21 protein-coding genes are annotated in these 24503 nt (G+C 63.3%); 4 read left to right on the forward strand and 17 right to left on the reverse strand.

What is annotated here, in order from left to right:
• Window positions 1-82: 82 nt before the first annotated feature.
• The 7 genes from BLQ01_RS14595 to BLQ01_RS14625 form a co-directional block, all read right to left on the reverse strand.
• Window positions 83-661, reverse strand: coding sequence for a hypothetical protein (locus tag BLQ01_RS14595; RefSeq protein WP_091552541.1), 579 nt, complete (start codon window positions 659-661; stop codon window positions 83-85).
• A gap of 33 nt (window positions 662-694) precedes the next feature.
• Window positions 695-1837: a zinc-dependent alcohol dehydrogenase gene (locus BLQ01_RS14600; RefSeq protein WP_091552542.1), complete on the reverse strand. Its 1143-nt coding sequence runs from the start codon at window positions 1835-1837 to the stop codon at window positions 695-697.
• Window positions 1838-1930: 93 nt separating this feature from the next.
• Window positions 1931-3424, reverse strand: a complete 1494-nt coding sequence (locus BLQ01_RS14605) for a pectate lyase family protein (protein WP_091552757.1) — start codon at window positions 3422-3424, stop codon at window positions 1931-1933.
• 1 nt (window position 3425) lies between these two features.
• Window positions 3426-5408, reverse strand: a complete 1983-nt coding sequence (locus tag BLQ01_RS14610) for a pectinesterase family protein (protein WP_091552544.1) — start codon at window positions 5406-5408, stop codon at window positions 3426-3428.
• Between the two features lie 138 nt (window positions 5409-5546).
• Complete coding sequence (locus BLQ01_RS14615) at window positions 5547-6443, reverse strand: carbohydrate ABC transporter permease (protein WP_026541722.1); 897 nt, start codon at window positions 6441-6443, stop codon at window positions 5547-5549.
• 9 nt (window positions 6444-6452) lie between these two features.
• A complete protein-coding gene (locus BLQ01_RS14620; protein WP_091552545.1) occupies window positions 6453-7403 on the reverse strand; it encodes a carbohydrate ABC transporter permease in 951 nt (316 codons plus the stop codon).
• Window positions 7404-7436: 33 nt separating this feature from the next.
• Entirely contained in the window at window positions 7437-8747 is a 1311-nt protein-coding gene (locus BLQ01_RS14625; protein ID WP_026541724.1) for an ABC transporter substrate-binding protein, read from the reverse strand.
• 315 nt (window positions 8748-9062) lie between these two features.
• On the opposite strand from BLQ01_RS14625, the gene BLQ01_RS14630 reads away from it, so the two are divergent.
• Genes BLQ01_RS14630 through BLQ01_RS14640 form a run of 3 tightly spaced genes read left to right on the forward strand, consistent with a single transcriptional unit; the run spans window position 9063 to window position 12558 of the window.
• The gene (locus BLQ01_RS14630; RefSeq protein WP_091552547.1) at window positions 9063-9944 is read left to right on the forward strand and encodes a DUF6807 family protein; all 882 of its coding nucleotides are present in this window, start codon (window positions 9063-9065) and stop codon (window positions 9942-9944) included.
• 5 nt (window positions 9945-9949) lie between these two features.
• Window positions 9950-11530, forward strand: coding sequence for a glycoside hydrolase family 43 protein (locus BLQ01_RS14635; protein WP_091552759.1), 1581 nt, complete (start codon window positions 9950-9952; stop codon window positions 11528-11530).
• A 17-nt stretch (window positions 11531-11547) separates the two neighbouring features.
• Window positions 11548-12558, forward strand: a complete 1011-nt coding sequence (locus BLQ01_RS14640; protein WP_254779466.1) for a LacI family DNA-binding transcriptional regulator — start codon at window positions 11548-11550, stop codon at window positions 12556-12558.
• On the opposite strand, the gene BLQ01_RS14645 is transcribed toward BLQ01_RS14640, so the two are convergent.
• The 7 genes from BLQ01_RS14645 to BLQ01_RS22410 form a co-directional block, all read right to left on the reverse strand.
• A complete protein-coding gene (locus tag BLQ01_RS14645) occupies window positions 12555-14231 on the reverse strand; it encodes a thiamine pyrophosphate-binding protein (RefSeq protein ID WP_091552550.1) in 1677 nt (558 codons plus the stop codon). The two genes, BLQ01_RS14640 and BLQ01_RS14645, sit on opposite strands and share 4 nt — an antisense overlap.
• Entirely contained in the window at window positions 14228-15004 is a 777-nt protein-coding gene (locus tag BLQ01_RS14650; protein WP_091552552.1) for a cyclase family protein, read from the reverse strand. Before BLQ01_RS14650 ends, BLQ01_RS14645 begins: the two co-directional genes overlap by 4 nt.
• Before the next feature lie 7 nt (window positions 15005-15011).
• On the reverse strand, window positions 15012-16664 hold the full coding sequence (locus tag BLQ01_RS14655) for a phytoene desaturase family protein (protein ID WP_091552553.1): 1653 nt from the start codon (window positions 16662-16664) through the stop codon (window positions 15012-15014).
• A gap of 23 nt (window positions 16665-16687) precedes the next feature.
• The gene (locus BLQ01_RS14660) at window positions 16688-18475 is read right to left on the reverse strand and encodes a flavin reductase (protein ID WP_091552555.1); all 1788 of its coding nucleotides are present in this window, start codon (window positions 18473-18475) and stop codon (window positions 16688-16690) included.
• Window positions 18476-18502: 27 nt separating this feature from the next.
• Window positions 18503-19744 carry a styrene monooxygenase/indole monooxygenase family protein gene (locus BLQ01_RS14665; RefSeq protein ID WP_091552557.1) on the reverse strand — a complete coding sequence of 414 codons (1242 nt, stop codon included), beginning with the start codon at window positions 19742-19744 and terminating at the stop codon, window positions 18503-18505.
• Between the two features lie 64 nt (window positions 19745-19808).
• Window positions 19809-20597 carry an SDR family oxidoreductase gene (locus BLQ01_RS14670; protein ID WP_026541733.1) on the reverse strand — a complete coding sequence of 263 codons (789 nt, stop codon included), beginning with the start codon at window positions 20595-20597 and terminating at the stop codon, window positions 19809-19811.
• A gap of 124 nt (window positions 20598-20721) precedes the next feature.
• Window positions 20722-20871 (reverse strand): hypothetical protein, encoded by a 150-nt coding sequence (locus BLQ01_RS22410; protein ID WP_175493453.1) that lies wholly within the window; start codon window positions 20869-20871, stop codon window positions 20722-20724.
• Window positions 20872-21086: 215 nt separating this feature from the next.
• Here BLQ01_RS22410 and BLQ01_RS14675 point away from each other — a divergent pair, with 215 nt between their 5' ends.
• Window positions 21087-22010, forward strand: coding sequence for an AraC family transcriptional regulator (locus BLQ01_RS14675; RefSeq protein WP_254779467.1), 924 nt, complete (start codon window positions 21087-21089; stop codon window positions 22008-22010).
• Window positions 22011-22030: 20 nt separating this feature from the next.
• Here the strand turns inward: BLQ01_RS14675 and BLQ01_RS14680 are convergent, their stop codons facing one another.
• The 3 genes from BLQ01_RS14680 to BLQ01_RS14690 form a co-directional block, all read right to left on the reverse strand.
• Window positions 22031-22855 carry a Fic family protein gene (locus BLQ01_RS14680; protein ID WP_091552560.1) on the reverse strand — a complete coding sequence of 275 codons (825 nt, stop codon included), beginning with the start codon at window positions 22853-22855 and terminating at the stop codon, window positions 22031-22033.
• An 18-nt stretch (window positions 22856-22873) separates the two neighbouring features.
• A complete protein-coding gene (locus BLQ01_RS14685) occupies window positions 22874-23575 on the reverse strand; it encodes a FadR/GntR family transcriptional regulator (protein ID WP_091552561.1) in 702 nt (233 codons plus the stop codon).
• A gap of 75 nt (window positions 23576-23650) precedes the next feature.
• A complete protein-coding gene (locus BLQ01_RS14690) occupies window positions 23651-24469 on the reverse strand; it encodes an alpha/beta fold hydrolase (protein WP_091552563.1) in 819 nt (272 codons plus the stop codon).
• Between the last annotated feature and the right edge of the window lie 34 nt (window positions 24470-24503).

The raw sequence follows: 24503 nt of genomic DNA on the forward strand, positions 1-24503 counted from the left end.
AAAGTACCTGGCAGAGGCCGTTGTGGAAGTTCACAACGGCCTCTGCTGTTACTCAGTTGGGTTCCGGGCGGCGTAGCTGGGCTTAGCGGCGGGTCTTACGGGTGGCCTTCGTGATGCCCTTGAGGGCCAGGACCACACCGGTACCCACCAGCAGCCATGGCCCGGCGACGATGATCGGGTCCATCCACTGGTGCTTGGTATCCGCCCGCTTCCTTCCCCACCGTGAAGCGATGCCGCGGTTCTTGAACTCGCTCAGCACCCCGGTTTCGGTGATCGGGTTGTCCGGGTGCAGTGTGCCAAAGGACCGCAGGTGGCTTTCCCAGGCATCAACCCGGTCACCCGCGATCAGGAGCAGCCAGTGCGCGGCCCGTCCTTCGCTGTACTTGTAGGCGTACTTCCGGATGGCACCTGAAACGCCCTTTGGAGGGGTGGATGTTCCAAAAACAGGCGTCAGGAATTTGTGCTCAACAGAGCGTTCCCGGGGCCACTTCTCTTCCTGGCGCTCCGGAAAGTCCCAGTGCGCACCGGTGGGAATCCCGCGCTGCTCGCGTGGGAAAGACGGCCGGTCCTTGGGGTCCAGATCGACGCCCCACCCCGGAATTTTGGCCCGCAGTTCTTCAGGCGTTGGCCGCGGGATCGGCCTTTCTGCTGTGTACGGCATGATGTTCCTCCTTGCTATGCCTGATCCGGACGCCTAGACAGTGGTCACGATCGGCTTGATGCAGTCATCCAGCTTGGCCGAGAAGATGTGATACCCCTCGGCGATGTGTTCCAGCGGTATCCGATGCGTAATGATGTCGCTGGGCTTCAGGTAGCCGTTCTGAATGTGCTCGAACAGCCTTGGCCACTGCCGCTTCACGGGACATTGGTTCATTCGCAGCGTCAGCCCCTTGTTCATGGCATCGCCGAACTTCACGGCGCTGAACATCGGCCCATAAGCGCCCACCACCGACACCGTTCCGCCTTTGCGGACCGAATCGATGGCCCAGTTCAAGGCAACGGGCGAACCGCCTTGCAGCTTGAACTTGGACGATGTGATGTGTTGGGTGAGGTTGCCGTCAGCTTCGGCTCCGACGGCGTCAATCACCACGTCTGCGCCAAGATGGTCCGTGGCCTTCTTCATTTCCACCACAATGTCGTCGTATTCATTGAAGTTGTACGTTTCGGCGTGGGCAAACTCCCGGGCCTTCTCCAAGCGGTACTCCAGATGGTCAATGACGATTACGCGCCCCGCGCCCATCAACCACGACGACTTCGCGGCGTACAGCCCCACCGGTCCGGCGCCAAAAACCACCACCGTGTCGCCCTGTTCAATGTCTCCCAACTGGGCCCCGAAGTAGCCGGTGGGGAGGGCGTCGGTGAGCATTACCGCGTCCTCCTGGTCCATCCATTCGGGGATCTTGCCGGGCCCGACGTCGGCGAACGGCACCCGCACAAACTCCGCCTGGCCGCCGTCGTAACCGCCGGTGGTGTGGGAGTAGCCGTAAATGCCGCCCACCGCCGTCGCGTTCGGGTTGACGTTGTGGCAGTTGGAATACAGTCCGCGGGCGCAGAAGTAGCACGACCCGCAGAACACATTGAAGGGAACCATGACGCGGTCGCCCACCTTCAGGTTCTCCACGGACGGGCCGACTTGGTGGACCTCGCCCACGAATTCATGCCCGAACGTCATCCCCACCCGCGTATCGGGCATCATGCCGTGATACAGGTGAAGATCCGAGCCGCAGATCGCGGCTCCCGTCACCCGGACTATGGCGTCATTGGGATGCTCGATCCGGGGGATATCTTTTTCTTCGACCCTGACTTTATAAGGGCCGCGGTACACCATTGCTCGCATTTTTGCCGCCTCCAACAGCTGGCCTTCGATATACGGTAAAAATGCTAAGGCTACTTATTAATGATGTCCACCCTTGACATATCTACCCGGCATCTACCCGGCCGTGCCATTGAGCACCGTGACGTTGGAGCGGGTGACGTCCCTTCCCGTGGACAGCAGCACTGGGCCCGACTGCGGGGTATCGGAAGTGACGGTGAGGTCCCGCAGCGTGGAATCGTCCGCCGCCACCAGGAGCGTGACACCTTCGCTGTTGGTCAGGATCACATCCGGGGCGTTCCCCGTTGCTCCGGCCAGGGTAATGTTGCGGCGGTCGCCCCAAATCACCGCAGGCTCGTGATAAGTACCGGGCTGCAGAAGCACCGTGACAGGGCGGGAGTTGTTGGCGGGAATGGCGCCGATCGCCGCGCGGATACTGGCATAATCGCCCGTGCCATCCAGCGCCACGGTCAACACTTCCCGGAGCGCAGGCGTGGTCCCGCCCAAAGGCCCGCCGAAAGCACGCACCAGCGCGGGGAGAGCCTTCGGAGGCGTCAGCTCGTAGGAATATGGCGGCGCGAACGCAGTACCCCGTTCCTCTCCGGTGTTCCCCGTGCACTCGTCAAAGACGTTGTTGCGGGCCACCAGTTCGCCGCCGGGACCTTGGTGGTGCAGGGGGTTCCGGACGTCCCGGAAATAGTTTCCCTCCACCACCAACAGGGCAGCGTTCCGCCCCAACATCCCATAACTGGAGATGTCCTCCAGATAGTTGTTGAAGACGTGGGAGGCCGCAGTGTTGTCCAGGCTGGCGTTGCGCTGGTGGGTGTTCCGGATCCAGTTGTGATGCAGTGTCAGCCGGGTGACAACGTTCTGGGTCCACCCCTCGCCCAGGGCCTTGTTGTGGTCCGAGAAGACGTTCCAGGACAGCGTGACGTTGTCGCAGTCCTTGCGGATGTCCACCAGGCCGTCGCCCAAGCGGGTGAAGTGCATATGGTCCACCCAGACGTGCGTGCTGGTGTCCATCTGGATCCCGTCCCGGTCATTGTCGGGACGCTTTCCCACAAAATCTCCGGGAATGTAGGAATCCCGGACAGTGAAGTTGCGGAACACCACGTTGGCCACGTTCACCAGCTTGAACCCGGCATTGACCACCGCCGCTCCTTCGCCTGCACCGAGGAAGGATTTGTTGGATGTCACCGTCAGTTTTTCGTACTGCGGGAAGACCAGCTCTCCGTGCAGGATCACCACCAGTGCTTCGGTGCTCTTGGCGAACCCGCGGAGCTGATCCGGCGTGCCTGCGTGGACCACCCTGCCTCCGGCCCCGCCAGTGGTGCCGTCCCTGCCATGCGCAGCGATGCCGGCGAACCCGGTGGGTGCCACGGTCCAGGCGCCGCCTTGCCCGTGGTTGATGGGCCCGTGGTTGATGGGCCCGCGCTCGACAGGCAGTCCCGCTTCCCTGAACCCGTTGGAACCGAAGCCCGGCATCACGTCTTCAGCCGCCGCAGCCCGCGTAGCCGCTCCCAGCGGGCCCGTGGAGGCCAAGGTACCGGCGGCAAGCCCGGCGGAAAGAAGCGTTCGACGTCGGATGGCCGGGTTGTGTGCGTTCGTCATCTCAAGCACCTGCCGCCGGAGTCCAGTCACCCAGGAACGTCTCCTTGGTGAACTTGGGGGCGTCTGTGGGCGTGAGCTGCGGATGGAACCCGTTGACGTAAGCCCCTGGCCCCGTGTTGTTGTACTCGGCAAACCGGCCCTCGGTCCACGCATGCCCGCTCATGTCGGACCAGCCCTGCTCGGCGACGTGGCTGCCCAGTTGTGAGTCCCGGATGACGGCCATGGGGTGGGCTTCGGGATCGCTGCTGGCAAACCAGGGCCGGCCCAGGCTGACGGTCCCGGGAGCGGCATCGGAGGTGAGGGTGCTGTTGACGATCAAGAAGCCGTACGGGTTGGAGTTCTTGGTGCTCGGAGCCACGATGTAGCCGTTGTTGGTGTCGCTTCCGCGGTCCAGGGAGTGGATGGTGCAAGCGTCAAAGACAGCGGTGCCCCGGCCGTAGAGGAAGTCCACGTCGCCTTCGATGTAGCAGTCCTTCAGGTAGGTCCGCGCGGTCGCGTCTCTACCGGCAGTGTCGGCGAGGTAGGTGTCCTGGTTTCCCAGGAACCTGGTGTTTTCGAAGAGTACGCGGTCCGCCACGGTCCTGACGGCGAGGGCCTGGCTCCCGCCGTTGACGGCTTCGTCGTAGGCGTTCTCCACGGTGAGGTTGCGGACGGTAGTGTCCTGCGCCAGGACGTTGAGCGTAGCGCTGCCCGCTGCGCCCCACGTGCCGCCGAAGAACTTGGCACCGTTGGCGGGGGTGTCGTAGGAGATCACGACGTCGGACGGGTTACCTGTTGATCCTTGCAGCGTCACGTTGGGCCGGTCAGCCCAAATGTTGACCGCTTCCCTGTAGAAACCCGGCTTGATGGTGATGGTTCGGGGTTCGGTATTGCCCACGGGAATCGAGCCGATGGCGGCTTGGACGCTGCCGAAGTCGCCGGTGCCGTCCAGCGCGACGGTGACTTCCGTCGTCGTGCTTGGCGCCTTGTTCTCGCGTGGTCCGGCGCTGGAGGTGACCAGGCGTGGCACGTTGGTGGCCTCGTCCTTGGCGTAGGCGTAGGACTGCATGGGGTCGAAGGCGGTGCCGATGTTGTCCTTGCGGCCGCGGGTGGCATCGAAGACGTTGTCCCGGTTGACGATCTCCGTTGCCGGGTCCTTGGCCACGACGGGATCACCAACAGCGGTGAAGTAGTTGCCTTCCAGGACCACCTTGGCGGCGTTGCGGCCCATCATTCCGTACTGCCCGATGTCCTGCAGGTAGTTGTTGTAAACGTGGGCTGCCGCGGTGTTGTCCAGGCTGAAGTTCCGTTGGACGGTGTTGCGGATCCAGTTGTGGTGGATGGTCATTTTGGTGACGGCATTGCTGGTCCAGCCCACCCCGAGTGCCTTGTTGTTGTCCGCGAAAATGTTCCACGAGTACGTGAGGTAGTCGGAGTCCTTGCGGGTGTCGATCATGCCGTCACCCATGCGCTCAAACTTCATGTGGTCCACCCAGACGTGGTGCGAGGTATCGAGCTGGATCCCGTCGCGGTCGTTGTCCGGGCGCTTTCCATCCCAGTCACCTGGAATGTAGGAGTCACGGACTGTGAAGTTCCGGAAGATCACATTGGAGACATTGATGAGTTTGAATCCGGCATTTACCAGTTCCACGCCGGCGCCGGTGCCAATGAAACTCTTGTTGGAGGAGACCGGAATCTTGACGTAGTCCGCAGCGGTGATGCTGCCCTTGACGAAGATGACCAGGGGCTCCTCAGCCGCGGCATAGGTTTTCAGCTCTTCCAGTGAAGAAGCGCTGACGTGCCGCCCGGCCTGGCCACCGGTGGTCCCCTCCAGTCCATTGCCGGGCAAGGACGCGAATCCGTCCGGCCGCTGCTTCCATAATGCGGCGGCGTCGGCCGACGCGTCGGTTCCGCCGGGTTGGGACTCTGCCCTGGCGGGCGCAGCGGTAAGGCTTCCAAGAATGACGACGGCGGTCACCGCGCCGAGCAGGCGTCGCAGGCGCATGCAAAACTCCTTTGTCTTGTCAGTGATGGTCTGTCCGTAGTGGTCTTGCCGGTAATGGTCTTGTCAGTGGTGGACTTATGGGTGGTGGTCCTGTGAGTGGTGCTCTTTGCCAGTGGGGCTGGCTCCGTGATGGAGGGCCTACTTAAGCCCCGTGGTGGCAATGCCGTTGATCAAGTACTTCTGCCCGGCGATGAAGAAACCGATAATCGGTGCAATGGACACCACGGACATCGCAAACATGGGACCCCACATGCTCTGGCCTTCGGAATCCATAAAGGCGCGCAGGGCCAGGGGGACCGTGTACAGGTCCTGGTTCTGGATGTAGAGCAGCGGCCCGAAGAACTCGTTCCAGGTGGAGATGAACGTAAAGATCGCCGTGGTGGCCATGGCCGGAACACACAGCGGAAGGATCACCCGGATGAAGGTCCGGAAGGGGCCACAGCCGTCAATCTGCGCGGCGTCGTCCAGTTCCTTGGGCAGCGACTTCATGAACTGCACCATCAGGAAGATGAAGAAGGCATTGGTGGCCATGAAGTTGGGGACGATCAGCGGGAGGTAGGTGTCCAGCCATCCCAGTTGGGAGAAAATGATGTACTGCGGAACCAACAGAACGTGGCCCGGCAACATCAGGGTTCCCAGCATGAGGGCAAAGAACAGTTTCCTGCCGGTGAACTCCATCCGGGCGAAGGCGTAGGCTGCCAGCGCGCAGGAGAAGATATTGCCGATGATGGAGAAGACCACGATCACCATCGAGTTGATCAGGTACACGTGGAAGGGCTGGTCCAGGGCGGTCCAACCTTGGGCGTAGTTGGAGAAGTCCCAGTTTTCCGGCCACAGTCCCAGCTGCCGGAAGATATCGTTGCTGGGCTTCAGCGAACTGGAGATCAGCCACAGCAGGGGATAGAGCATTACCAGCCCCACCAGGCAGAGGATCAAGTGCCGCGAAAAGCGGGAAGCCGGCGTGCCTGTCAGGGCATCTTCGGGCTGTTCCTGCTTGGCCAGCTTGCGCTTGAGGGGTAGATCAAGGAGTGCCATGAGGTTGCCTTAATTGTCGTAGAAGACCCAGAACTTGGATGCGATGAAATTGATGGCGGTGAAAATCGCGATGATCATCAACAGCAGCCAGGCCATGGCCGAGGCATACCCCATCTCGAACTCGGTGAAGCCCTTCTGGTACAGGTACAGGTTGTAGAACAGCGTTGAATCAGCCGGACCACCCGTACCGCCACTCATCACGTAGCCCTGGGTGAACGTCTGGAACGAGCCGATGAGCTGCATGATGAGGTTGAAGAAGATGATGGGGCTGATCAGCGGCAGGGTAATGCTCCGGAACTGCCGCCACTTGGAGGCACCGTCAATGGATGCCGCCTCGTAGTACATGCCCGGCACCTGCCGCAGGCCCGCGAGGAAAATCACCATGGGAGAGCCGAAGGTCCACACGTTCAGCACAATCAGGGTGCTCAGTGAGAACTGGGGGTCAGTGACCCATGCCGGACCCTGGATCCCGAACAATCCGAGGAACCCGTTGACGATCCCGTCATTGCCGAAGATGTAGCGCCACAGCATCACGATCGCCACGCTCCCGCCCAGCAGGGAAGGAAGGTAGTACACCGAGCGGTAGATGGACAGGCCTTGGAGTCCCCGGTTCAGCACCAAAGCCACCAGCAACGCAACGGCCAGGGAGATCGGCACGGACACGAACGTGTAAATGAAGGTGACCTTCAGCGACTGAAGGAGCCGGGGGTCCTCGAACATCGCCTGGAAGTTGGCGAGCCCCACAAAGTTCGGCTCCGTGAAGAGGTTGTAGTCCGTGAAGGCCAGATACAGCGAGGCGAAGAACGGAATGACAGTGAACAGCATCCCCATGAACCAGGGGAGCAGGAACAGATACCCGGACCGCTGCTTTTTCCGCCGGGAAGGCCGGATGCGGGGCTTGCCGTTTCCTGTCAAAGCCGGGGCGGAAGAGCCGGCCGGCTGTTTGGTCAGAACCGACATGGTGCCACCGTCCCCTCGGGAGTGGATCGGGAGCTACTTGTTGATGGCTGCATTGCTCTTCTCCATGAAGGTCTTCGCGGCATCGGCGGGACTTACGCGGCCGAACTCCACTTCAGTGGTCAACTGCTTGAGGGTGTCGGCCACAACGCTGGCGCCCTTCGGATACACGTAGGCAGCAGGAAGTTCGTCTTCCTGGATGGCGGCCATCATGTCCACGAACGTCTTGTCATCGGCACTCAACTTGGGGGTGATGGCCTCGGCCACCTCCGGGTTGATGGGGACGCCGCGCTGGGTAAGGACCTCGGCAGCGCCCTCGGCATCATTGGTCAGGAAGTCCACCAACTTGGCTGCTTCCTTGGGGTGCTTGGACTTGGCAGCGATGGACCACAACATGGTGGGGTCCGCGGAGTAGCCCCGGCGCTCGCCGGTGGTTTCGCCCGGAATACGCAGCAGGACCACTTCACCTTCAACAGCCTCGTTGTAGCCCCGGAAGTTGTTGATGGGGATGATCTGGGAAGCCACAGTTCCCTTGGCCAGGTAGGACTGGGCGGGGGAACCGCCTATTTGTTCGAAGAACCCGGCCGGTGGGTAGCCGCCGGCTTTGCGGAGGTCCACGCTGTACTGGAACCAGTCCTCAATGGTTTTCGCGCTGACACCCAGCTTGTTGTCCTTGGTGTAGAAGTCTTCGCCGCGTTGGCGGGCCAGGATGATGGGTCCCGTTTCGGTGGCGACGTCGTAACCGGCTCCATAGACTTTTCCGCCGGTCTTTTCGGTGACTTCGGTGGCGAACTTGGCGTAGTCCTCCCAGCTCCAGGTCTTGTCATCCGGGATGGTCACCCCTGCCTGGTCCGTGATGGTTTTGTTGACCACCATGCCGATGGTGGTGACGCCGGTGGCCAGGCCGTAGAGCTTGCCGTCCACCTCGCCGCGGCTCAGCGTGGTTTCGGGAACCTTGTCCAGGTTCAGCTCGGGGAACGACTTGAGATCGGCCAAGGTGCCGCGTTGGGCGTATTCCAGGAGGCTTCGGTTGGCCATGGCCAGGACATCGGGCGGGTTGCCGCCGGCGAACCGGGTGGCGAGCTTGTCGGCGTAGGGGCCGCTGTCCTGGTATTCGGTCTTGACGGTGATGCCGGGGTTCTTCTTCTCAAAGATCCGCAGGGCCGCTTCCGTCATCTTGGCACGGTTCGCATCGCCCCAGAACACGAAGTTCAACTCGACGTTTCCACCGCTGCCGGCCTGTGCGCCACCACCTCCTCCGCAACCGGCGAGGGCCAAGCCGGCCGCGACCACTGCAGCCCCCAGGACCATCCTGCGGGGGATGGGAGTGCTTGCTGTCTTCTTCATTGAATGACGCCTTTCTGATGTTCATGAGCCGAGGTGAATGATGGCTTTCCAGCCGCTCGAGTGCAGAAACTTTCTGCACTGAAAATTGATAGTGAGCCAAGCAACTGGCGCGAGCAGTGAGTTTCGGGAGGTGAAAAGTAGTGAGTAAACGATTTCTAGCAAGGAATTGCTGTGACTGTCAACACATTGAGAGAGCCTGGGAGAAATTTATTGAAGAAACTTTCTTGACATGTTGCCGAATTCTTTCTGTCGTGTTTATGCTGATGTCCACAACTGGCCAAGCTGCACAATCCAACACATCCCGAAGGGGGCCGAATGGAGAGCTTCCACCTCAACGGAGCGTGCGTGATGCAGGAGAACGCCGGGCAGGACCGGCCGGGGATCGTTGCTCCGAGGCCCTACCTTCACCCCATCCGGACGATGACCGGAGTGGGCCTTACCGAGGCCGCACCGGAAGACCACCCACACCACTTGGGCTTGTCCCTGGCGTTCTCCGACCTGAACGGAAGCAATTTCTGGGGAGGGTCAACGTACACGCAGAACGGCCCGGAGATCCTCCCCAACCACGGGCGTCAGATCCCGTCTGGCTGGGAGCACAGAGCAGGCCACACGGAAGCCGGCAGCGCAGAAGGAACCATCACCTGGATCAGCCACAGCAATGAGGCGGTGGCCAACGAACAGCGGAGCTACCTTTACCAGGAGCACCCGGTCCCTAACACGTGGAGTCTTTCCTTTACCTCGGTGATCCGCCCCGCCGGTTCCGTGGAGCAACTGTCCGTGTCGTCGTCGGCCGTTAAGGGACGTGCGGGAGCCGGTTACGGCGGCATCTTTTGGCGGTTTCCCGCCGGCGACGCACCGGCGCATGTGCTCTGTTCCTCAGGGGCAGGCGCCGGGGCAGCGCACGGTTCCCTGTCACCATGGCTCGTTGTGGGACTCCGGCACCAAGGCCAGGATGCCAGCGTGATCCTCGCCCAGGACTCCAGCCAGCTGCGTCCATGGTTCGTGAGGACCGGGGGATACATCGGCGCGGGCCCTGCCGTCGCGTGGGACAGGGCAGCGTCGGCGGACCGGGACAATCCACTGATCCTCAGCCTCCACGCAGTGATCCATGACGGCGCAGTGTCCACCAGCAGTCACGCCCAGGAACTCCTTCAGCAGCACTTTCACTTCAGCAACTCACCCGACAGGACACCATGACCACCATGGGAAATCGACACCGCACGCCCGAATACGGCAACCCCATCCTCAATGCCGACTGGCCGGACCCGGACGCCGTCCAGGTGGGGGGCACCTATTACCTGATTGCCTCCAGCTTCAACCGGGTCCCTGGCCTGCCCGTACTGCGCTCCACCAACCTGGTGGATTGGGAACACATCGGGCATGCCCTCGCGGAACTTCCACAAACAAGCCACTACTCCCTGGTGCGCCACGGAAGCGGCGTATGGGCTCCCGCACTCCGCTATCACGACGGGAAGTTCTGGATCTTCTACCCGGACCCGGACCACGGAATCTTCGTCCTGAGTGCGGACAAAGCTGAAGGGCCGTGGAGCGCGCCGCACCTTCTGTACGCAGGCCGTGGCCTGATAGATCCCTGCCCGCTGTGGGACGACGACGGGCAGGCATACCTCGTTCACGGCTGGGCGAAAAGCCGCATCGGGGTGAAGAACCGGCTGACAGTCCACCGGATGAGCCCCGACGCCACACGATTGCTGGACCACGGGACGCACGTCATCAACGGCGAAGACCTGCCCGGATTCACCACGCTGGAGGGCCCCAAGTTCTACAAGCGCGATGACTGGTACTGGATCTTCGCGCCCGCCGGCGGAGTCTCCACCGGGTGGCAGTCGGTGTTCCGTTCCCGTTCGCCGTTCGGGCCTTATCAGGAACGCCGGGTGCTGGAGCAGGGCGACTCGCCGGTGAACGGCCCCCACCAGGGCGCCTGGGTCACCACTCCCGAGGGCCAGGATTGGTTCCTGCACTTCCAGGACCGCGGAGCTTACGGCCGGGTTGTCCATCTCCAACCCATGGGTTGGGACGCGGACGGCTGGCCATGGATGGGCAAAACAGCGGACGACGGCGGACCGGGAACCCCGGTTTTGACCCACCCCTATCCGGCGGGTACTTCGCCCGAAGCCGTGGCACCTCCAGCCAGCGACAATTTCACCTCTCCCGGACTGGGGCCGCAGTGGCACTGGCAGGCCAACCCCCGCAAGGAGTGGCTTTCCACCTGTGGAGGAGGGCACCTGGTTCTGCGTCCGCAGGCCAACGATCCCATCAACCTCAGGGAGCTCCCCAACGTCCTGGGCCAGATCCTCCCCGGCGTTCCGTCCACCTTCACTACCACCCTGGAACTTGACGATGTCCCGGCAGGCACCAGGGCCGGCGTCGTGGTTCTGGGCCAGCGGTACGCCTGGTTGGGGATCGTGCGGACGGGCGACGGGTACGTCCTGGGCAGCGGCACCGGCAGCGAAGGTCCCCACGAGCTTCCCGTCGGGCGGGCCGTGGACCTTCCCGGGCCACGGATCGAACTGCAGATCCGCACGGACCAGACCCCCCGGGCATCGTTTGCCTGGCGGGTGGGTCCCACGGATCCCTGGCAGATTCCGCTCTGGGATTTTGATGTGGTGGAGGGACGCTGGATCGGGGCTGAGCTGGGGATTTTCACGGCTTCACCGCTGGGTTCGCGCGAAAGTGGCAGTGTTATCGTTGGACCCGTGCGGGTCGAAACTTCGCCGGTCCGCCGGTCGACCGCTCCGCGCATTGCCGCCGCAGTTTCCCCATGAGTTCAAGGACCGCCCCGTTGACCGCCACCCCACGCCCCAGGATTGCTGATGTGGCTGCGGCCGCGGGTGTCTCCGTACCCACTGTTTCCAAAGTGCTGAACGGCCGCTCCCACGTCTCCGAAGCCACGCGTGCACGGGTCCGGAAGGCGTTGGAGGAGCTCGACTACACCAAGCGGAACACCGTCACGGAGCCCGGCTTGCTGCAACTGGTGGTGAACAACTTTGATTCCCCCTGGGTCCTGGAAACCATGGAAGGGGTGGAAGCTGCCGCAGCGCGCCTCGGGTATACCGTGGCGTACACGCGGGCCGTGAATGCCACGGTGGAGAACTGGCAGAAACTCCGGGAGCCCTCCAGCAACCGCCTTGACGGGGTGATGCTGCTGGCGCCCCGCCAAGGGTCGGCGCTGGTGGACCAAGCCCGGGCGCTGAACATTCCGGCCGTCGCCATAGATCCCGAGGGGTCGGAGGGGCTGCAGATTCCCAGCGTCAGCCCGGCGTCGTTCTCCGGAGCACTGGCAGCGGTGTCCCATCTGTTGAGCCTGGGCCATCAGCGCATCGGCATCATTACGGGCCGGGTACACAGCCCCGGCCATGGCCGCGCCCGCTACGCTGCCTACGCCGCGGCCTTGCACGAAGCCGGGCTGCCGGTACTGCCGGAGTTCGTGCGCGACGGCGACTTCAGCATCGAGTCCGGCCTTCGCCTGGGCGGCGAGCTCCTTGACCTTCCCGAGCGGCCCACCGCGATCTTCACGGGAAGCGACCTGCAGGCGCTGGGCGTCATGAACGCTGCAGCACAGCGGTCCTTGCGCATTCCGGCCGACCTCAGTGTTGTGGGCTTTGACGACATCGCCCAAGCTGCGCTGACCTCACCACCCCTGACCACGGTCCGGCAGCCCCTGGCCCAATTGGCGTCGATGGCCGTGGGCATTCTGGCGGACCAGATCGAGCAGCCGGACCTTGGTTCCTCAGCAGCCCTTGAAGTGGCCACGGAGCTGGTAGTTCGCGCCAGCACCGCCCCGCCTAACTAGTGGCCCTGGAACGCCTCCGCCAGCCACCACGATCCGCCGTCGGAGGCAATCTTCGCATCGATCACCAGCGGCCGGTCCTGTGTCCCGGCTTCGTAGGCCGCGATCCAGGGTCGGATGGCGTCCAGGTCTGCTACAGTCCGGACGGTCACGCCTTCGGCCCCGAATCCGCGCGCGATTGCAGCAATGTCCGTCTCCGGGAACACCACGCTGGCGAGCTCTGCCTCGGAGTGTTCCGAAGCGAAGTGATGCACCTCGGCGCCGTAAGCTGCGTCGTTGTACACGATGCAGACCAGGGGCAGTTTCAGGCGGGCCGCGGTTTCGAGTTCGCTGATGCCCATGAGGAAGCCGCCGTCGCCGGCGCCCAGCACGGGCAGTCGGTGTGGTTGGGCCAGGGCCGCGCCGATGGCCGTGTACAGGCCCAAGCCAATTGCCTGGAACGCTTGCGTGAAGCAGAACCCGAACTCGTCGGGCACGGCGAGGTATTGGCTGGGGTAGCCCATGAAGTTGCCCGAATCCACGGCCACGATCCGCTCTGTGGGGAGCAGGGTGTCGAGTTCGCGGGTGAGGACGCGGGGATCGATGGCTGTTTCCGTGGACAGGTCTTCGGTGTCCACGTCCCGCCACCTGGAGCCCCGTTTGATGGCCAGGGCGTTGGCTTCAGTGCGGTACTTTTCAACCGGCTCGGACTGCACGGAACGCAGGGCCTCCAACGCATCCACAGCGGTCAGGGCCGAGTCACCCAGCAGCCCGAGGGTGATGGGCCGGTTGGCGCCGAGCGCGGAATCTTCGACGTCGATCTGCACCACTTTGGTGGCGGCGGAGATCAGTCTCCCGTGCCGCATGGTCCACATGTTCAGCGCGCATCCCCAGCCCACAATCAGGTCCGCGCTGCTGATGAGCTCCGCGGTGGTGGGTGAGGAGAATCCGCCGGAGATGCCGAGGTTGTGGGAGTCGCCATTGAACAGCCCACTGGCCACTGCCGAGGTTGCCACCAGCGCACCGGCGTGCCGGGCCAGCTCGAGGATCTCTTCCCTTGCGCCCCTGCCGCCACGTCCGGCGACGAACACGGGCCGTTCCGCGGCGGCGATCAACTCCACCAGTTGCTGCACTCCTGCAGTATCCGGGCGGACCTTCAAGGGTTCAGGCACGACGACGGCACCCACCTCGTCCGCCGAACTGGCACCTTGGATATCCAGTGGCAGGCTCAGGACTACCGTGCGGCGCTCGTTCACCGCCGTCCGGAAAGCCCTGACAGTGTCCGCAACGGCGCTTTCGGGGGAGTGGATGCGCTCGGCCACGGCGCCGACGCTCCGGGCCAGCGCGTCCTGGTCGATCTTGAAGTTGGACCTGGTGGCTGCGGCCTGGGTATCGGCGGTCAGGACGATCATGGGGGTGCGGCTTTTCGCGGCTTCCCCGATCCCGGTGATCGCGTTGCTCAGCCCGCAGCCCTGATGGGTGGTCACCACACCCACTTTGCCGGACATCCGGGAGTAAGCATCCGCCATGGTCGCCGCGCCGCCCTCGTGCCGGGCCGCGGTGAAAGGGATGCCTTCGGCCATGAGGGTGCTGGTGACATCGAAGTTGCCGCTGCCAACCACCCCGAAAACATGCCCGACGCCGAGCTTCGCCAGCGTCCTGCCCACCAGCGTGGAAACCCGTATTTGCCCGCTCATGCTTTTTCAACCAGCGCGTACACGCGGCTGGGGCTTCCCGTGCCGCCCACGATCGGCAGCGGCGCTACCACCAGGGTGGCGCCGGTGACGGGGAGCCGGTCCACGTTCCGCAGCGAGGTCACGCCGTACTTGTCCGCTCCCAGGAGGAACGAATGCACGGGGAACATCGGATCCAACGAACCGGCCTGGCCGGCGTCGATCCCCACCGTTTCCACACCGAAACCGCTGATCGAGGCGTTCCCGGCGAGCCACTTGGCGCCCGCGGCAGAGACCCCGGGAGTGTGGGGTCCGGCGTCGTCCGCGTTGACGAAAGCCGCCGGGTCCGTGCCGCGGGCCGCCCAACCGGTCCGGAAAATGATCCAGCAGTTCTCCGGGAAAGCGCCGTGTTCTTCCTGCCACTGCTCAAAATGTTCCGGTTCCAGCAGGAAATCCGGGTCCGTGGCAACCTCGACGGTCTTATCGATCACCGCAACCGGACCCATCAGGCGGTGCGGTTCGATCTGATCCACTGACTTGCCATCCTTGCCGGTGATCCAGTGCACCGGCGCGTCCAGGTGCGTCCCGGCGTGTTCGCCCACGGTGACGTCGTTCCACGCCCAGGCCGGGCCGGCGTCGTCGAAATTACTGACCGGCGAGACCGACAAACCCACCGTGTTCGCGAACGGCTGCGGCAGGTTCAGGATGGGGGTTTCAGAACTCAGGGGCGTGGTGAGATCGATGATTTCCACCGAACCACTCGAAAGGGCTGCAGTGAGCCCGGCCAGAACAGACATTGTTCTCCTATCGCTTGCTTGGTTTAAGTGCTGCTTGAAGGCGGGAAAGCCGTGAAGGCGGGGCGGTGAGTTTTTGCGCCACCAGGTGTCCGGAACCGCCGGAAAGTCCAGGCCCGGGATGCGTCGATGCGCCGATGTGCCAAAGACCGTCGACGGCGGTGCGGTGGCCGGCTGCCGCGGGGAACGGCCGCCACAGAAGGTTCTGGAAGAGCTCAGCGGAACCTCCGTAGGGGTCGCCGTTCACGGCGTTGGGATTCGCGTCCGCCAGGTCCGTGGGAGCGATGATGTCCGAGGCCAGGACCGTCGCCCTGGTTCCCGGTGCGAACTTCTCCAGGCGTGCCAGGACCCGTTCCAAGTAGCTCTGTTTCAACTCCTCAGTCCAGCCCTCCGCAACGGACAGCTGGCCCGCCGCATCGCCTACCGGCGTGAACGGGACTTCCTGGAGCTGCAGCCACAACGTGGCCTTGCCTTCGGGAGCCCGCGATGGATCCAGCACGTATTGCTGCCCCACCACCACAGTGGGTTCGCTGGGAAGCAGGCCTGCTTCAGCCTGGGCGCATGCGATTCCCGTGCTGTCAGAGCCGTTGCTGATGTGCACCAGCGGGACGTTGTTGAGCCGGGGATCAAGCCACTCCACAGGCTTGTCCAGAGCCAGGTGGATCTGCATGGCGCCACGGCCATTCTGGTAGCGGGCAGCTGCGTCGGCGGTGCCGGCCGGTGGCTGGCGAAGGAGCCGGGTGTAGAGGGCCTGGGGGGAAACGTTGGCGAGCACTATGCCGGCGGAAACAACTCCTTGCGACGTCCGGACGCCGGTGACGGAGCCATCTTTCGTGGAGCCGCTGCCGGTCCCCACCAGGATCTCCTCCGCCTCAGCGCCCAGTATGATCCGGACGCCGTTGTCCCGCAGCAACGACTCAAACGCCGCGACTAACCTGGAGGCCCCGCCCTGCACGATCGGCATCCCGAAGCTGTGCATGCTCATGGCCATCACCGGCAACATGACACCGCCGGTTGCCTGGTCCGGGCCCAGCCCTGCGTGCAGGAGCCAGGGTGACCACAGTTGGTCCGCTTCCCACCCGTCAAAGCGGCTGCGGGTGTAGTTCCTGCCGCTCATCACCGAGTCCCGGACGAAAGCCTCCGTGCCGGTGAAACGCCCCCGGCGTACAGCACCAAAGGCAATCTTCGCGACTTCCCCGAAGGATCTCAGTTCCGCCCCGAACGCCCCGAACACCGTGCCGGCATTCCGTCCAAGATCGTCCAGCATTGCCCCATAGGCAGCCTGGTCTCCAGGGGAGGTGAACGCGGCAGCCGTCTCACCCGGATCCCGCTGCGCAATCACCACACGATGCTCCCCGGTCACCGGATCCGCGGCAACGCTGGCTGTCACAGCTTCGGTGGTGTTGCAGTACTCCAAGCCCCTGGCATGCAGTTCCTTTCCCAGTGCCGCGTAGGCGCCGCCGGACACGAACAGAGGGTGCCAGGAAGAGAAGGAATCATGGATGAAGCCGGGCAGCGTCCGCTCCGCCGAATGAATGAAACCACCCAGCCGGTCCGAGCGTTCGATGATGCACACACGCTTACCGGCAAGCGCCAGCTCCGCTGCCGCAACCAGGGAATTGATGCCCGAACCTATGATCGCGACGTCAACTGAATCGTCCATGTCCGCACCTTTCAAGGGGGTTGCTAGAAGTCCGGGTGGCTGGCTGTTGCGTGGTACTTACCGGCATGGAACACCAGGGGAGCGCCGCCGTCGTAGTCGTATTTCTCCACTTCACCCACGTAGATGACGTGGTCGCCGGCGTCGTACCTGGACACGGTGCGGCACTGGAAGGTGGCCACCGCGCCGTCCAGCAGCGGAACGCCTGCGATGCCCTCGGTGGTCCCGGCGCCGGCGAATTTGTCGGTGGCCGGCGTGGCGAACTGGCGGGAAAGGACGTGCTGGTCGCTGGCCAGGATGTTGATGGCAAAGTGGGTGGCGTTTTCGAAGTCGCCCAGGCTGGGTGAGCGTTTGCCTGGGCACCACAGCACCAACGGGGGTTCCATGGAGACTGACGTGAACGAGTTCGCGGTCATGCCCACCTTCCGGCCGTCTGCAGCAACAGTGGTCACCACGGTAACGCCTGTGGCGAACTGGCCCAACGCACCCCTGAAGTCCCGGACGTCGAAAACCGCGGTGTCTTCCTCCTTGCGGGCCTGCATGAAGTCGGCAGCGGCGGTGGGATCGAACCACCAGGGGTAGGACGTGCGGGGATCATCAAATCCTGCCGCGATGCCTGCTGCCAAAGCCGGGTGTTCCGCAGCTTCGCTGAGCAGCGTCTTCTGGTGGTCCCGGCGCGGCTTGAGGAGATCATTGGTCCACTCCACGGCCCACTGGCCCCAGCCTCGCCAGAACTCATCGAACGTCCGCTCCATCCAGCTGCGGTCGAACGGCTGCTGGCCCCGGCGAATGATCGCGTCGAGGTAATACTTTGCGGCCAGCGTCGCATTGTTTGAGCCTTGGCCGGTGAGGGGATCGTTGAGGACCACAGCGTCGCCGAGCCCGAACACCAGCTTTCCGTTCCCGAGCTCCCCGACAGCGGACCTCACCGTTGGCGTGATGCGCCCCAGAAGCGTGGCGCCGCTATCGGTCAGTTCGGCTGTTGCGAAGTTATCGGCCTCGTGCGGGAAGTGCTCGCGCAGGATTTCCAGCGAACGGTCCAGTTGTTCCTGAGGGGTTTCGATGCCGCTCCAGCGGTCCATGGGACCACCAACCACGCCTTCGAACACCATCATGCGGCACGGTCCGGAAACGGTCAGGCCGGGGAAGGTAAAGAACTCGCCGACGCCGGGGGCCATGGACATGCGGATGGCATCGGCGCCGTTGGAAGTGCTTTGGGGGGCGCTGTTGGAGGTGCTGTCCGGTGACTCATTGCCGGCGACCGGCACAGCACCGGCATCGGCCGTGACGTAATTGAGCGCGAGCACCCGTTGCGGCCGGTCGAAGGGCGATTTCGCCTTGTCCCGCGGGAAGATCTGGCCGATCTCACCCTTGCCAGTGCTGACAATGACCAGCTCATAATCGCGGGCCAGTTCTTCGAGCATGCGGGGGGTGACCTTCTCAATCCGGAAGTCACCCCCGGCGGCCACGAACGTCTCGATCCAGAGGGCGCTCTTGATGCGTTGATCGATCGAGCGGGCGGGGCCATCCAAGGGGGCTTCCCACTCGATGGGCTCGTCCGCATCCACACGGAGGCGGATGGAAGTGATCTCAGGGACGGAGCCGGAGTCGTAGAACCCGTTAAGGGAGGTGCCCAGCTGGGCTTCGGCATCCAGGGCGGTGGAGAACATGCACTGGCTGGACATGACTTTGCCGGTGCGGATCTGGGCTGCGGAACGGTCGGACAAGAGGGTTACCGCATAGCCGTCCCGTTGCAGTCCGAGCGCCAGCTGGGCGCCCGATTCCCCTGCCCCAATGATTGCTATTTTTCGCATGGTTGAGTCCTTTTTAGCAGGGTTGTGCTAAGAAACCTTGGCGGCGGAAAGGCCTGCAAGGTAGTCAGCGGCTTTGTCCGGGTACATGAACCAGTCCTGGAATTCGGGCGGGTGGTTGAAGCCGTTGGCGAAGCGGTGCGCGATGTCCGGCTCGTTGTTCGCGGCGCCAAGGAGTTCAAGGACGTGGGGCGGCGGCGGAGCCAGGAGGGCATTTGTCCAGTGTGCAACGTGCTGGGCGTAATCCCAATAGCGCTCGAACGTGGCCTGCATGAAACCGGCATCGAACGTCCCGCTTCCGTGCTGGAGGATGCTTTCCAGGTACGACGCCGCGCACTTGCTGGCGTTGTTGGAGCCTTGCCCGGTGATGGGATCGTTCAACACCACGACGTCGGCCAGGCCCAGTACCTGCCGTCCGCTGGGCAGCGTAGCAATGGGGTGGCGGACCGTGGGGGCAAAGCGTCCCTGAAGGATGCCATTGGGGTCGGTCAATTCCACGTCCGTGGCCCGTTCGGCTTCCCACGGCAGGAAGGTGTTGAGGATGTCTTTGGAGTTCTGCAGGTGTTCCTCGGGGGAGAGGCCCTTCCACGTATCCATGGGTCCGCCTGGAACTCCTTCGAACACCATGATCTCGCAGGGACCCGTGGTGGTCAGGGCCGGGAAGACGAAGTATTCGCCCACGCCGGGAATGAGGTTGAACGAGACCGCCGAGTACTCTTCGCGGGGTTTCAGGCCCTTGACGTAGGTCAATGCCAAGGCGCGCTGCGGGGCGTCGTAGGTGCTGCGTTCGGCGTCGCGGGTGAAGAGTTGCGCGATTTCGCCCTTGCCGGCCGCCACAATCACCAGATCCGAGTTCTGCGTGTACTTCTCCAGCTCGGCTACTCCGGCGTCCTCGAACACCAGTTCGCCGCCCCGTGCCGTGAACTCTTCCATGAATTTAGGGAACTTCACGCGCTGGTCGATGGACTTGGCGTGGTTGTCCAGGCGGGAAGCCCAGCTGATGGCCTTCCCGCCCGGCAACTCCGGGTGGGGGATGGTGAATGAAATGCCGTCAACGGTGGGCGCGTCCGGCCAGAAATCCAAGCCCAAGGCCCGCTCGTGCTCCAGGGCGTTGTGGAAAATACATTGGCTGGAGGCTACTTTGCCATCATGGATTTCCTCAGGCGTGCGGTTGGAGATGGTGGTGACCTGGAACCCGGCGTCGAGGAGGCCGATGCCGAGCTGTAGTCCTGACTGGCCCGCTCCGACGATGGTGATGTGGCGTTGCGTCATGGTGTTGCCCTTTTCTCTTGGTCTGTGCGGTCTCTGTTGCTGTTGTGCTTGGCTGTCGCTGTTATCAGTTGGCGGCAAGGAGGGGGATGGTTTCCTCGGCGCGTTCCGGTCCCAGGGCGGAGTAGCCGCCGTCGACGGCCCAATCCGCGCCGGTCACGAAACTGGCCTGGTCGCCGGCGAGGAACGCGACGACGTCGCCCACCTCGTGCGGTCGGCCAACGCGCTTGAGTGCATGGAACGGGGCGGCCACGGCGTCGGTCTTTTCGAGGTTCCCGTTGCTCAGGGAGTCCATGATGTTGCTCCACACCCAACCGGGGCTGACCGAGTTTACCCGAATGCCGTCCGGTGCGAAGTCCACGGCCATGCTGCGGGTGACCTGGACCAGGGCTGCTTTGCTGGCCGGGTAGAGCCAGCGCCCGGCCTGGGCCACCGAGCTGGAAATGGAGGTGAAGTTGATGATGGCCCCGTGTCCGGATGCCTTGAGGTAGGGGCGGGCTGCGTTGCTTGCCACTACCGCGCTGACGAGGTTGACGTTGAGTGCTTCGAGCCAGTCTGCCCGGCCTGATGCTCCGCCGTCGTCCTTGTATGTGCAGGCCAGGTTCACCAGGATGTCCAGACTGCCGTGCCGGGCCGCGGTCCCGCTGACCAGCCGGTCCACGGCCGCATCATCGGTGATATCTGTGTGGGAGTAGTGGACTCCTTCGCCCAACCCGGCGGCGAGGGAGGCGCCGTCGGGGTCTATATCCGCAACCACCACCACAGCTCCAGCGTCCCGCAAGGCGGTGACCACGCCCTGGCCCACCTTGGTGGCCCCACCGGTAACTATCGCTGTCCTGCCCTTGAGTGCTGACATGTGCCAAACCCTTTCCTGCGACGATGATGTTACGGAAATATGACGTGCGTCATAGTTGTCCTGCAAGTGACTCTAGGGAGCCGCGGTCTTTCGGAATATCCATTTGGTGCGGGGATTATCCGAATTACGCAGGGTCCTCCTCTTCTTCGTGCCAGCCAACCCAGGCCGCGGAAGTGAGGTGGGTTTCCCTGGCCCGAAGCTCCGCCGCCCAGAGTTCGAAGTGACCCTGTTCCCATTCGTCCCGCCGGTCATGCACCAGCTTGATGTTCTTCACTTGTCCTCACCTCGCTTCCGCAACTGTTGCAGTTCTGTGAGCTGCGTCATACTGGTCCTGAAAGCGACTCTAGAGAGTCGCTGGACTCCGGAATATCCGCTCGGCGCGGGGACCATCCGAAAAGCGAAAAAGACCCGTGCAGCAGAAAAAACCGGTGAAGCAGGTGGCGGATGGTGAGGATTCTTCCTCGTGACGTTTTGCGGGGTCGGCCAACCATGGCCACCACCGACGTAGACCAAGCGCACGCCAAAATTGCTGAGCTGTTCTGCAGCCACGAGCTGGCCCCGAGGGCCCGCCAAGCCTCCGTGGACATGAAGCTACGCTCCCTTCACCGCGGTGATGTGGGAATCGAGTTCCTGGACTACGGCGCGGACGTTCGGATTGAGCCGGAGGGCCTCCAGGATTTCCACCTGGTGCAGATCCCCTTGGCCGGGCATGCGTCCATGCAAGTGGGTGCCAGCACCGTGGACTCAAATCCGGCCATGGCCACCGTTCCTCCGCTGGACAGGCCCTTCTCCATGAGCTGGGACAGCGGCAGTCCGCACATGATTGTGTACGTCAGGCGCTCAGCGCTGGAGCGGGTTGCCTGGCAGCTCAACGGCACGGCGCCGGGTGGACTGGGCTACGGCATGGACCTTTCAGGTACCGCTGGCCGCGCATTCTTGAGGGCCGTCGTCGAACTTCATGACGACATGATCAGCCAGCCGCAGTCTGCGGCTCCCGCCTTTGTTCAGGGTTTATTGGCGGACAGCATGATGTCGCGCCTGCTGATGGCGATGGAGCCGGCCGTCGGGGAAGCCCGGGACGTGGATTCCGAGAGCCGTCTGGTCCGGGAATGCCGTGAACTGCTGGAAAAGCACGCTTTCGAAGAACTGACTGTCCCGGACATCGCTGAGTGCCTGGGCGTTTCGGTCCGCACGCTCCAAACCGCGCTGCGGGCGGAAACGGGAGCGACGCCGTCGGACATGCTCCGCAGTATCCGCCTGGACCGGGCCCGGGAGATGCTGTTGGAGGCCAGTCCCCGTGAGCAAAGCGTGACGGCGGTTGCGGAGTTGTGCGGTTTCACGCACCAAGGGCGCTTCTCTGCGCTGTATGTGAAGGCCTTCGGCGAGCTGCCCAGCGAGAGCTTGCGCCGCTGAGTAGGGGGCCGAGACTATTCTTAATCGCGCAGAATGCGGGGCAGGAATCCCCATTGATCCAATTCCCGAACCAGAAGTGGCGTTAGTTCACTCGGGGCCAGTCGAAGCCGGTAGGATCTCTTCCCCTCGGCGATCGGTTCAATGACGCCGCGGTCCAGGAGCTTTCGAATGGCTTGACTTCGTGTCGCGGCTGAGCCTGTGAATGCTGAACTAAGGTCTGCGGCCTTTACGTCAACCTTGCGCGCGATGATGGTCAAGGCCAGGGCTTCGTCCGCCGTGAAGCGCGAAGAGGCGAGGCCTCTTGCAATTGCGGGAACCAGCAGACCTTCCGTAACGAAGTCCTTGTCACCGAGTTTCGCCAGCCTCCTGAGGTCTGTCAGCAGTCCTTCGAGGACATACGTCGACCAGCGAATCAGGGACTCGGGTTCGAGGGAGTCGGCGTCTTCGAGTCGTTCGTAGTAGAGGGCACGGTTCTCCCCAAATACGGCCGTTGGGTTCAGCGCCCGGTATCCGGCGGTGTCGGAGAACCCTTGCCGCCGCATGGCGGCGTAAGTCATGAGTCTCCCGACACGACCATTGCCATTGCCATTGCCATTGCCGAAAGGATGAATCCAGACGAACCGATGGTGGGCGAGCGCAATCTTGAGGAGCTCGTAGTTTTGATCTACGTCCGCATTGATGAAGTCGAGGAGTGCCGTCATGTCTCCGTGCACACTCCCTGGCGAGGGCGGCCGGTCCGATGAGCCGCTGATGGTGACATCGGCGAGCCTGTAGGCACCAGGTTGGAAATCAATGATTTTCCTAGACCGTGCTAGTGCAGGATTTAAATCGCCCGAGTCCAGCAATTAAGACGCCGGTGCCAGCTACGCCTCCAGCACGTACGTCTTCAGGTCATCCAGTGTCTGCTGCATGTGCGCGTCCATCGCGAGGCGTGCCTCGTTGGCATTCCGGGATTCCAGGGCGGCAGCGATCTTCCGGTGGTGCCCGATCGCATGTTCCTGGATCTCCGGGAAAGCCGAGGTCTCCGTGCGGCGGGCTTCGAGGACCCGGTGCAGCGGTTCGAAAAGTACGGCAACAAAGACGTTGCCGGAGGCGTGCAGAATAACGTCGTGGAAGGCCAGGTCTGCTTCCACAAAGCCGGCGAGGTCGTTGACGTCGTGGGCGGCCTGCATCTTATTGACGTGTTCGGTCAGGGCCGCGAGTTCGGCATCGGAAATGCGCTCTGCGGCGAGCTCGCATGCGCCGGTTTCGAGCATGCGGCGGAGTTCAATGAGCTGGATCGCCGCGGCGGCGTCTTTGGTTCCTTCGGAAGCGGCACGAAGTACGGCTTCCAGCGAAGCCCACTGGTTGAGGGGATTGACGAACGTGCCACGGCCGCGCTCCACACTGAGAATCCGCTGCGCCTCGAGGGTTTTCATGGCCTCGCGCACGGTCATGCGGCTTACCTCGTGTTTGGCACTGAGCTCGAGCTCACCGGGGACCACTGTTCCGGGTGGAAATTCACCCGCGATGATGCGGTCCAGCAACTCATCTGCCACCACGCCCACCAGTGACTTGCGTGCCATGTATCCCCATTTCCTGTACTTCAGACCGTCCGGCTCCCCGCGGATTTCCCTCGGGACGGGCGGTTGTCAGACATCTTACGCTGGCCGTGGCCGGCTTGTTTCCCAAAATCCGGTGAGTGCCTCTACGCATTCCCGGGGTCGTTCCCAGTGGACGTTGTGGCCCGCACCGCTGATGGCTTTCAACTGACGCCCCGGGCCTTCGGCCACGAAGGCGCGCATCTGTTCCATGGGCCGGACCCGGTCATCAGTTCCGGCGATCACCAGCAGTGGTGCGTGGACGCGGCCGGGGACTGAAGGCTCGACGCCGGTCATGGCCGCCAGCGCGCTGGCGTACAGAACCGGGAAGGGGGCATCGAAACCGGTGCTGAGCCGCTCCATGTCTTCTGCGGAAAGGTCCCCGTACCAGGCATTCATGAGCTTCGCTTTGGTCGTGGTGTCGAAGAATCCCTGATTCAGCTGGGTTCTGAGTACGTCCTTGAAGTCCTGGTTTTGCGGCACCGGCGCCATGCCCACCAGGGTCAGCGAGGCCACCAGGTCGGGGCGGGCTGCCGCAAGGGTCAACGAGACACTGCCGCCCATCGAGTGGCCCACCAAGTGGACCGGTTCCTGCGCGGCGCGGGCTGGTCTTCGGGCGTCCAGGGCTGCCGCCACGGAAGCTGCTGCCGAGTCCAGCGTCCACGCGAAATCCGGAGGCAGGGACTCGCCCGGGTGGTAGCCGGGGAGGTCCAGGATCCAGACTTCGCGGCCGGCGTCGAGCAGTTTCGCTGCGAGTGGCTCCCAGTACACCGAGCCGGATGCCCAGCCGTGGATCAGCAGCACGGGAAGCGGCTCACCTGCGGGAATGGCCGGCGTAAGGACTTTCACGAACGGGAGCGGAACATCACTGTCAGCCATGGAGCCAGCCTAGTGATGCGCAGCACCTTGCGCC

Source organism: Arthrobacter sp. UNCCL28 (assembly GCF_900102805.1).
GTDB classification, from domain to species: domain Bacteria; phylum Actinomycetota; class Actinomycetes; order Actinomycetales; family Micrococcaceae; genus Arthrobacter; species Arthrobacter nicotinovorans_A.

Excerpts from the sequence above, each read along its gene's own strand:
- BLQ01_RS14645 (WP_091552550.1), bottom strand. The coding sequence starts at position 14,231 with ATGAGCGGGCAAATACGGGTTTCCACGCTGGTGGGCAGGACGCTGGCG.
- BLQ01_RS14670 (WP_026541733.1), bottom strand. The coding sequence starts at position 20,597 with ATGTCAGCACTCAAGGGCAGGACAGCGATAGTTACCGGTGGGGCCACC.
- BLQ01_RS14595 (WP_091552541.1), bottom strand. The coding sequence starts at position 661 with ATGCCGTACACAGCAGAAAGGCCGATCCCGCGGCCAACGCCTGAAGAA.
- BLQ01_RS14605 (WP_091552757.1), bottom strand. The coding sequence starts at position 3,424 with ATGACGAACGCACACAACCCGGCCATCCGACGTCGAACGCTTCTTTCC.
- BLQ01_RS14655 (WP_091552553.1), bottom strand. The coding sequence starts at position 16,664 with ATGGACGATTCAGTTGACGTCGCGATCATAGGTTCGGGCATCAATTCC.
- BLQ01_RS14675 (WP_254779467.1), top strand. The coding sequence starts at position 21,087 with ATGGCCACCACCGACGTAGACCAAGCGCACGCCAAAATTGCTGAGCTG.
- BLQ01_RS14685 (WP_091552561.1), bottom strand. The coding sequence starts at position 23,575 with ATGGCACGCAAGTCACTGGTGGGCGTGGTGGCAGATGAGTTGCTGGAC.
- BLQ01_RS14660 (WP_091552555.1), bottom strand. The coding sequence starts at position 18,475 with ATGCGAAAAATAGCAATCATTGGGGCAGGGGAATCGGGCGCCCAGCTG.
- BLQ01_RS14615 (WP_026541722.1), bottom strand. The coding sequence starts at position 6,443 with ATGGCACTCCTTGATCTACCCCTCAAGCGCAAGCTGGCCAAGCAGGAA.
- BLQ01_RS14600 (WP_091552542.1), bottom strand. The coding sequence starts at position 1,837 with ATGCGAGCAATGGTGTACCGCGGCCCTTATAAAGTCAGGGTCGAAGAA.
- BLQ01_RS14665 (WP_091552557.1), bottom strand. The coding sequence starts at position 19,744 with ATGACGCAACGCCACATCACCATCGTCGGAGCGGGCCAGTCAGGACTA.
- BLQ01_RS14610 (WP_091552544.1), bottom strand. The coding sequence starts at position 5,408 with ATGCGCCTGCGACGCCTGCTCGGCGCGGTGACCGCCGTCGTCATTCTT.
- BLQ01_RS14635 (WP_091552759.1), top strand. The coding sequence starts at position 9,950 with ATGGGAAATCGACACCGCACGCCCGAATACGGCAACCCCATCCTCAAT.
- BLQ01_RS14690 (WP_091552563.1), bottom strand. The coding sequence starts at position 24,469 with ATGGCTGACAGTGATGTTCCGCTCCCGTTCGTGAAAGTCCTTACGCCG.
- BLQ01_RS14650 (WP_091552552.1), bottom strand. The coding sequence starts at position 15,004 with ATGTCTGTTCTGGCCGGGCTCACTGCAGCCCTTTCGAGTGGTTCGGTG.
- BLQ01_RS14630 (WP_091552547.1), top strand. The coding sequence starts at position 9,063 with ATGGAGAGCTTCCACCTCAACGGAGCGTGCGTGATGCAGGAGAACGCC.
- BLQ01_RS14625 (WP_026541724.1), bottom strand. The coding sequence starts at position 8,747 with ATGAAGAAGACAGCAAGCACTCCCATCCCCCGCAGGATGGTCCTGGGG.
- BLQ01_RS14620 (WP_091552545.1), bottom strand. The coding sequence starts at position 7,403 with ATGTCGGTTCTGACCAAACAGCCGGCCGGCTCTTCCGCCCCGGCTTTG.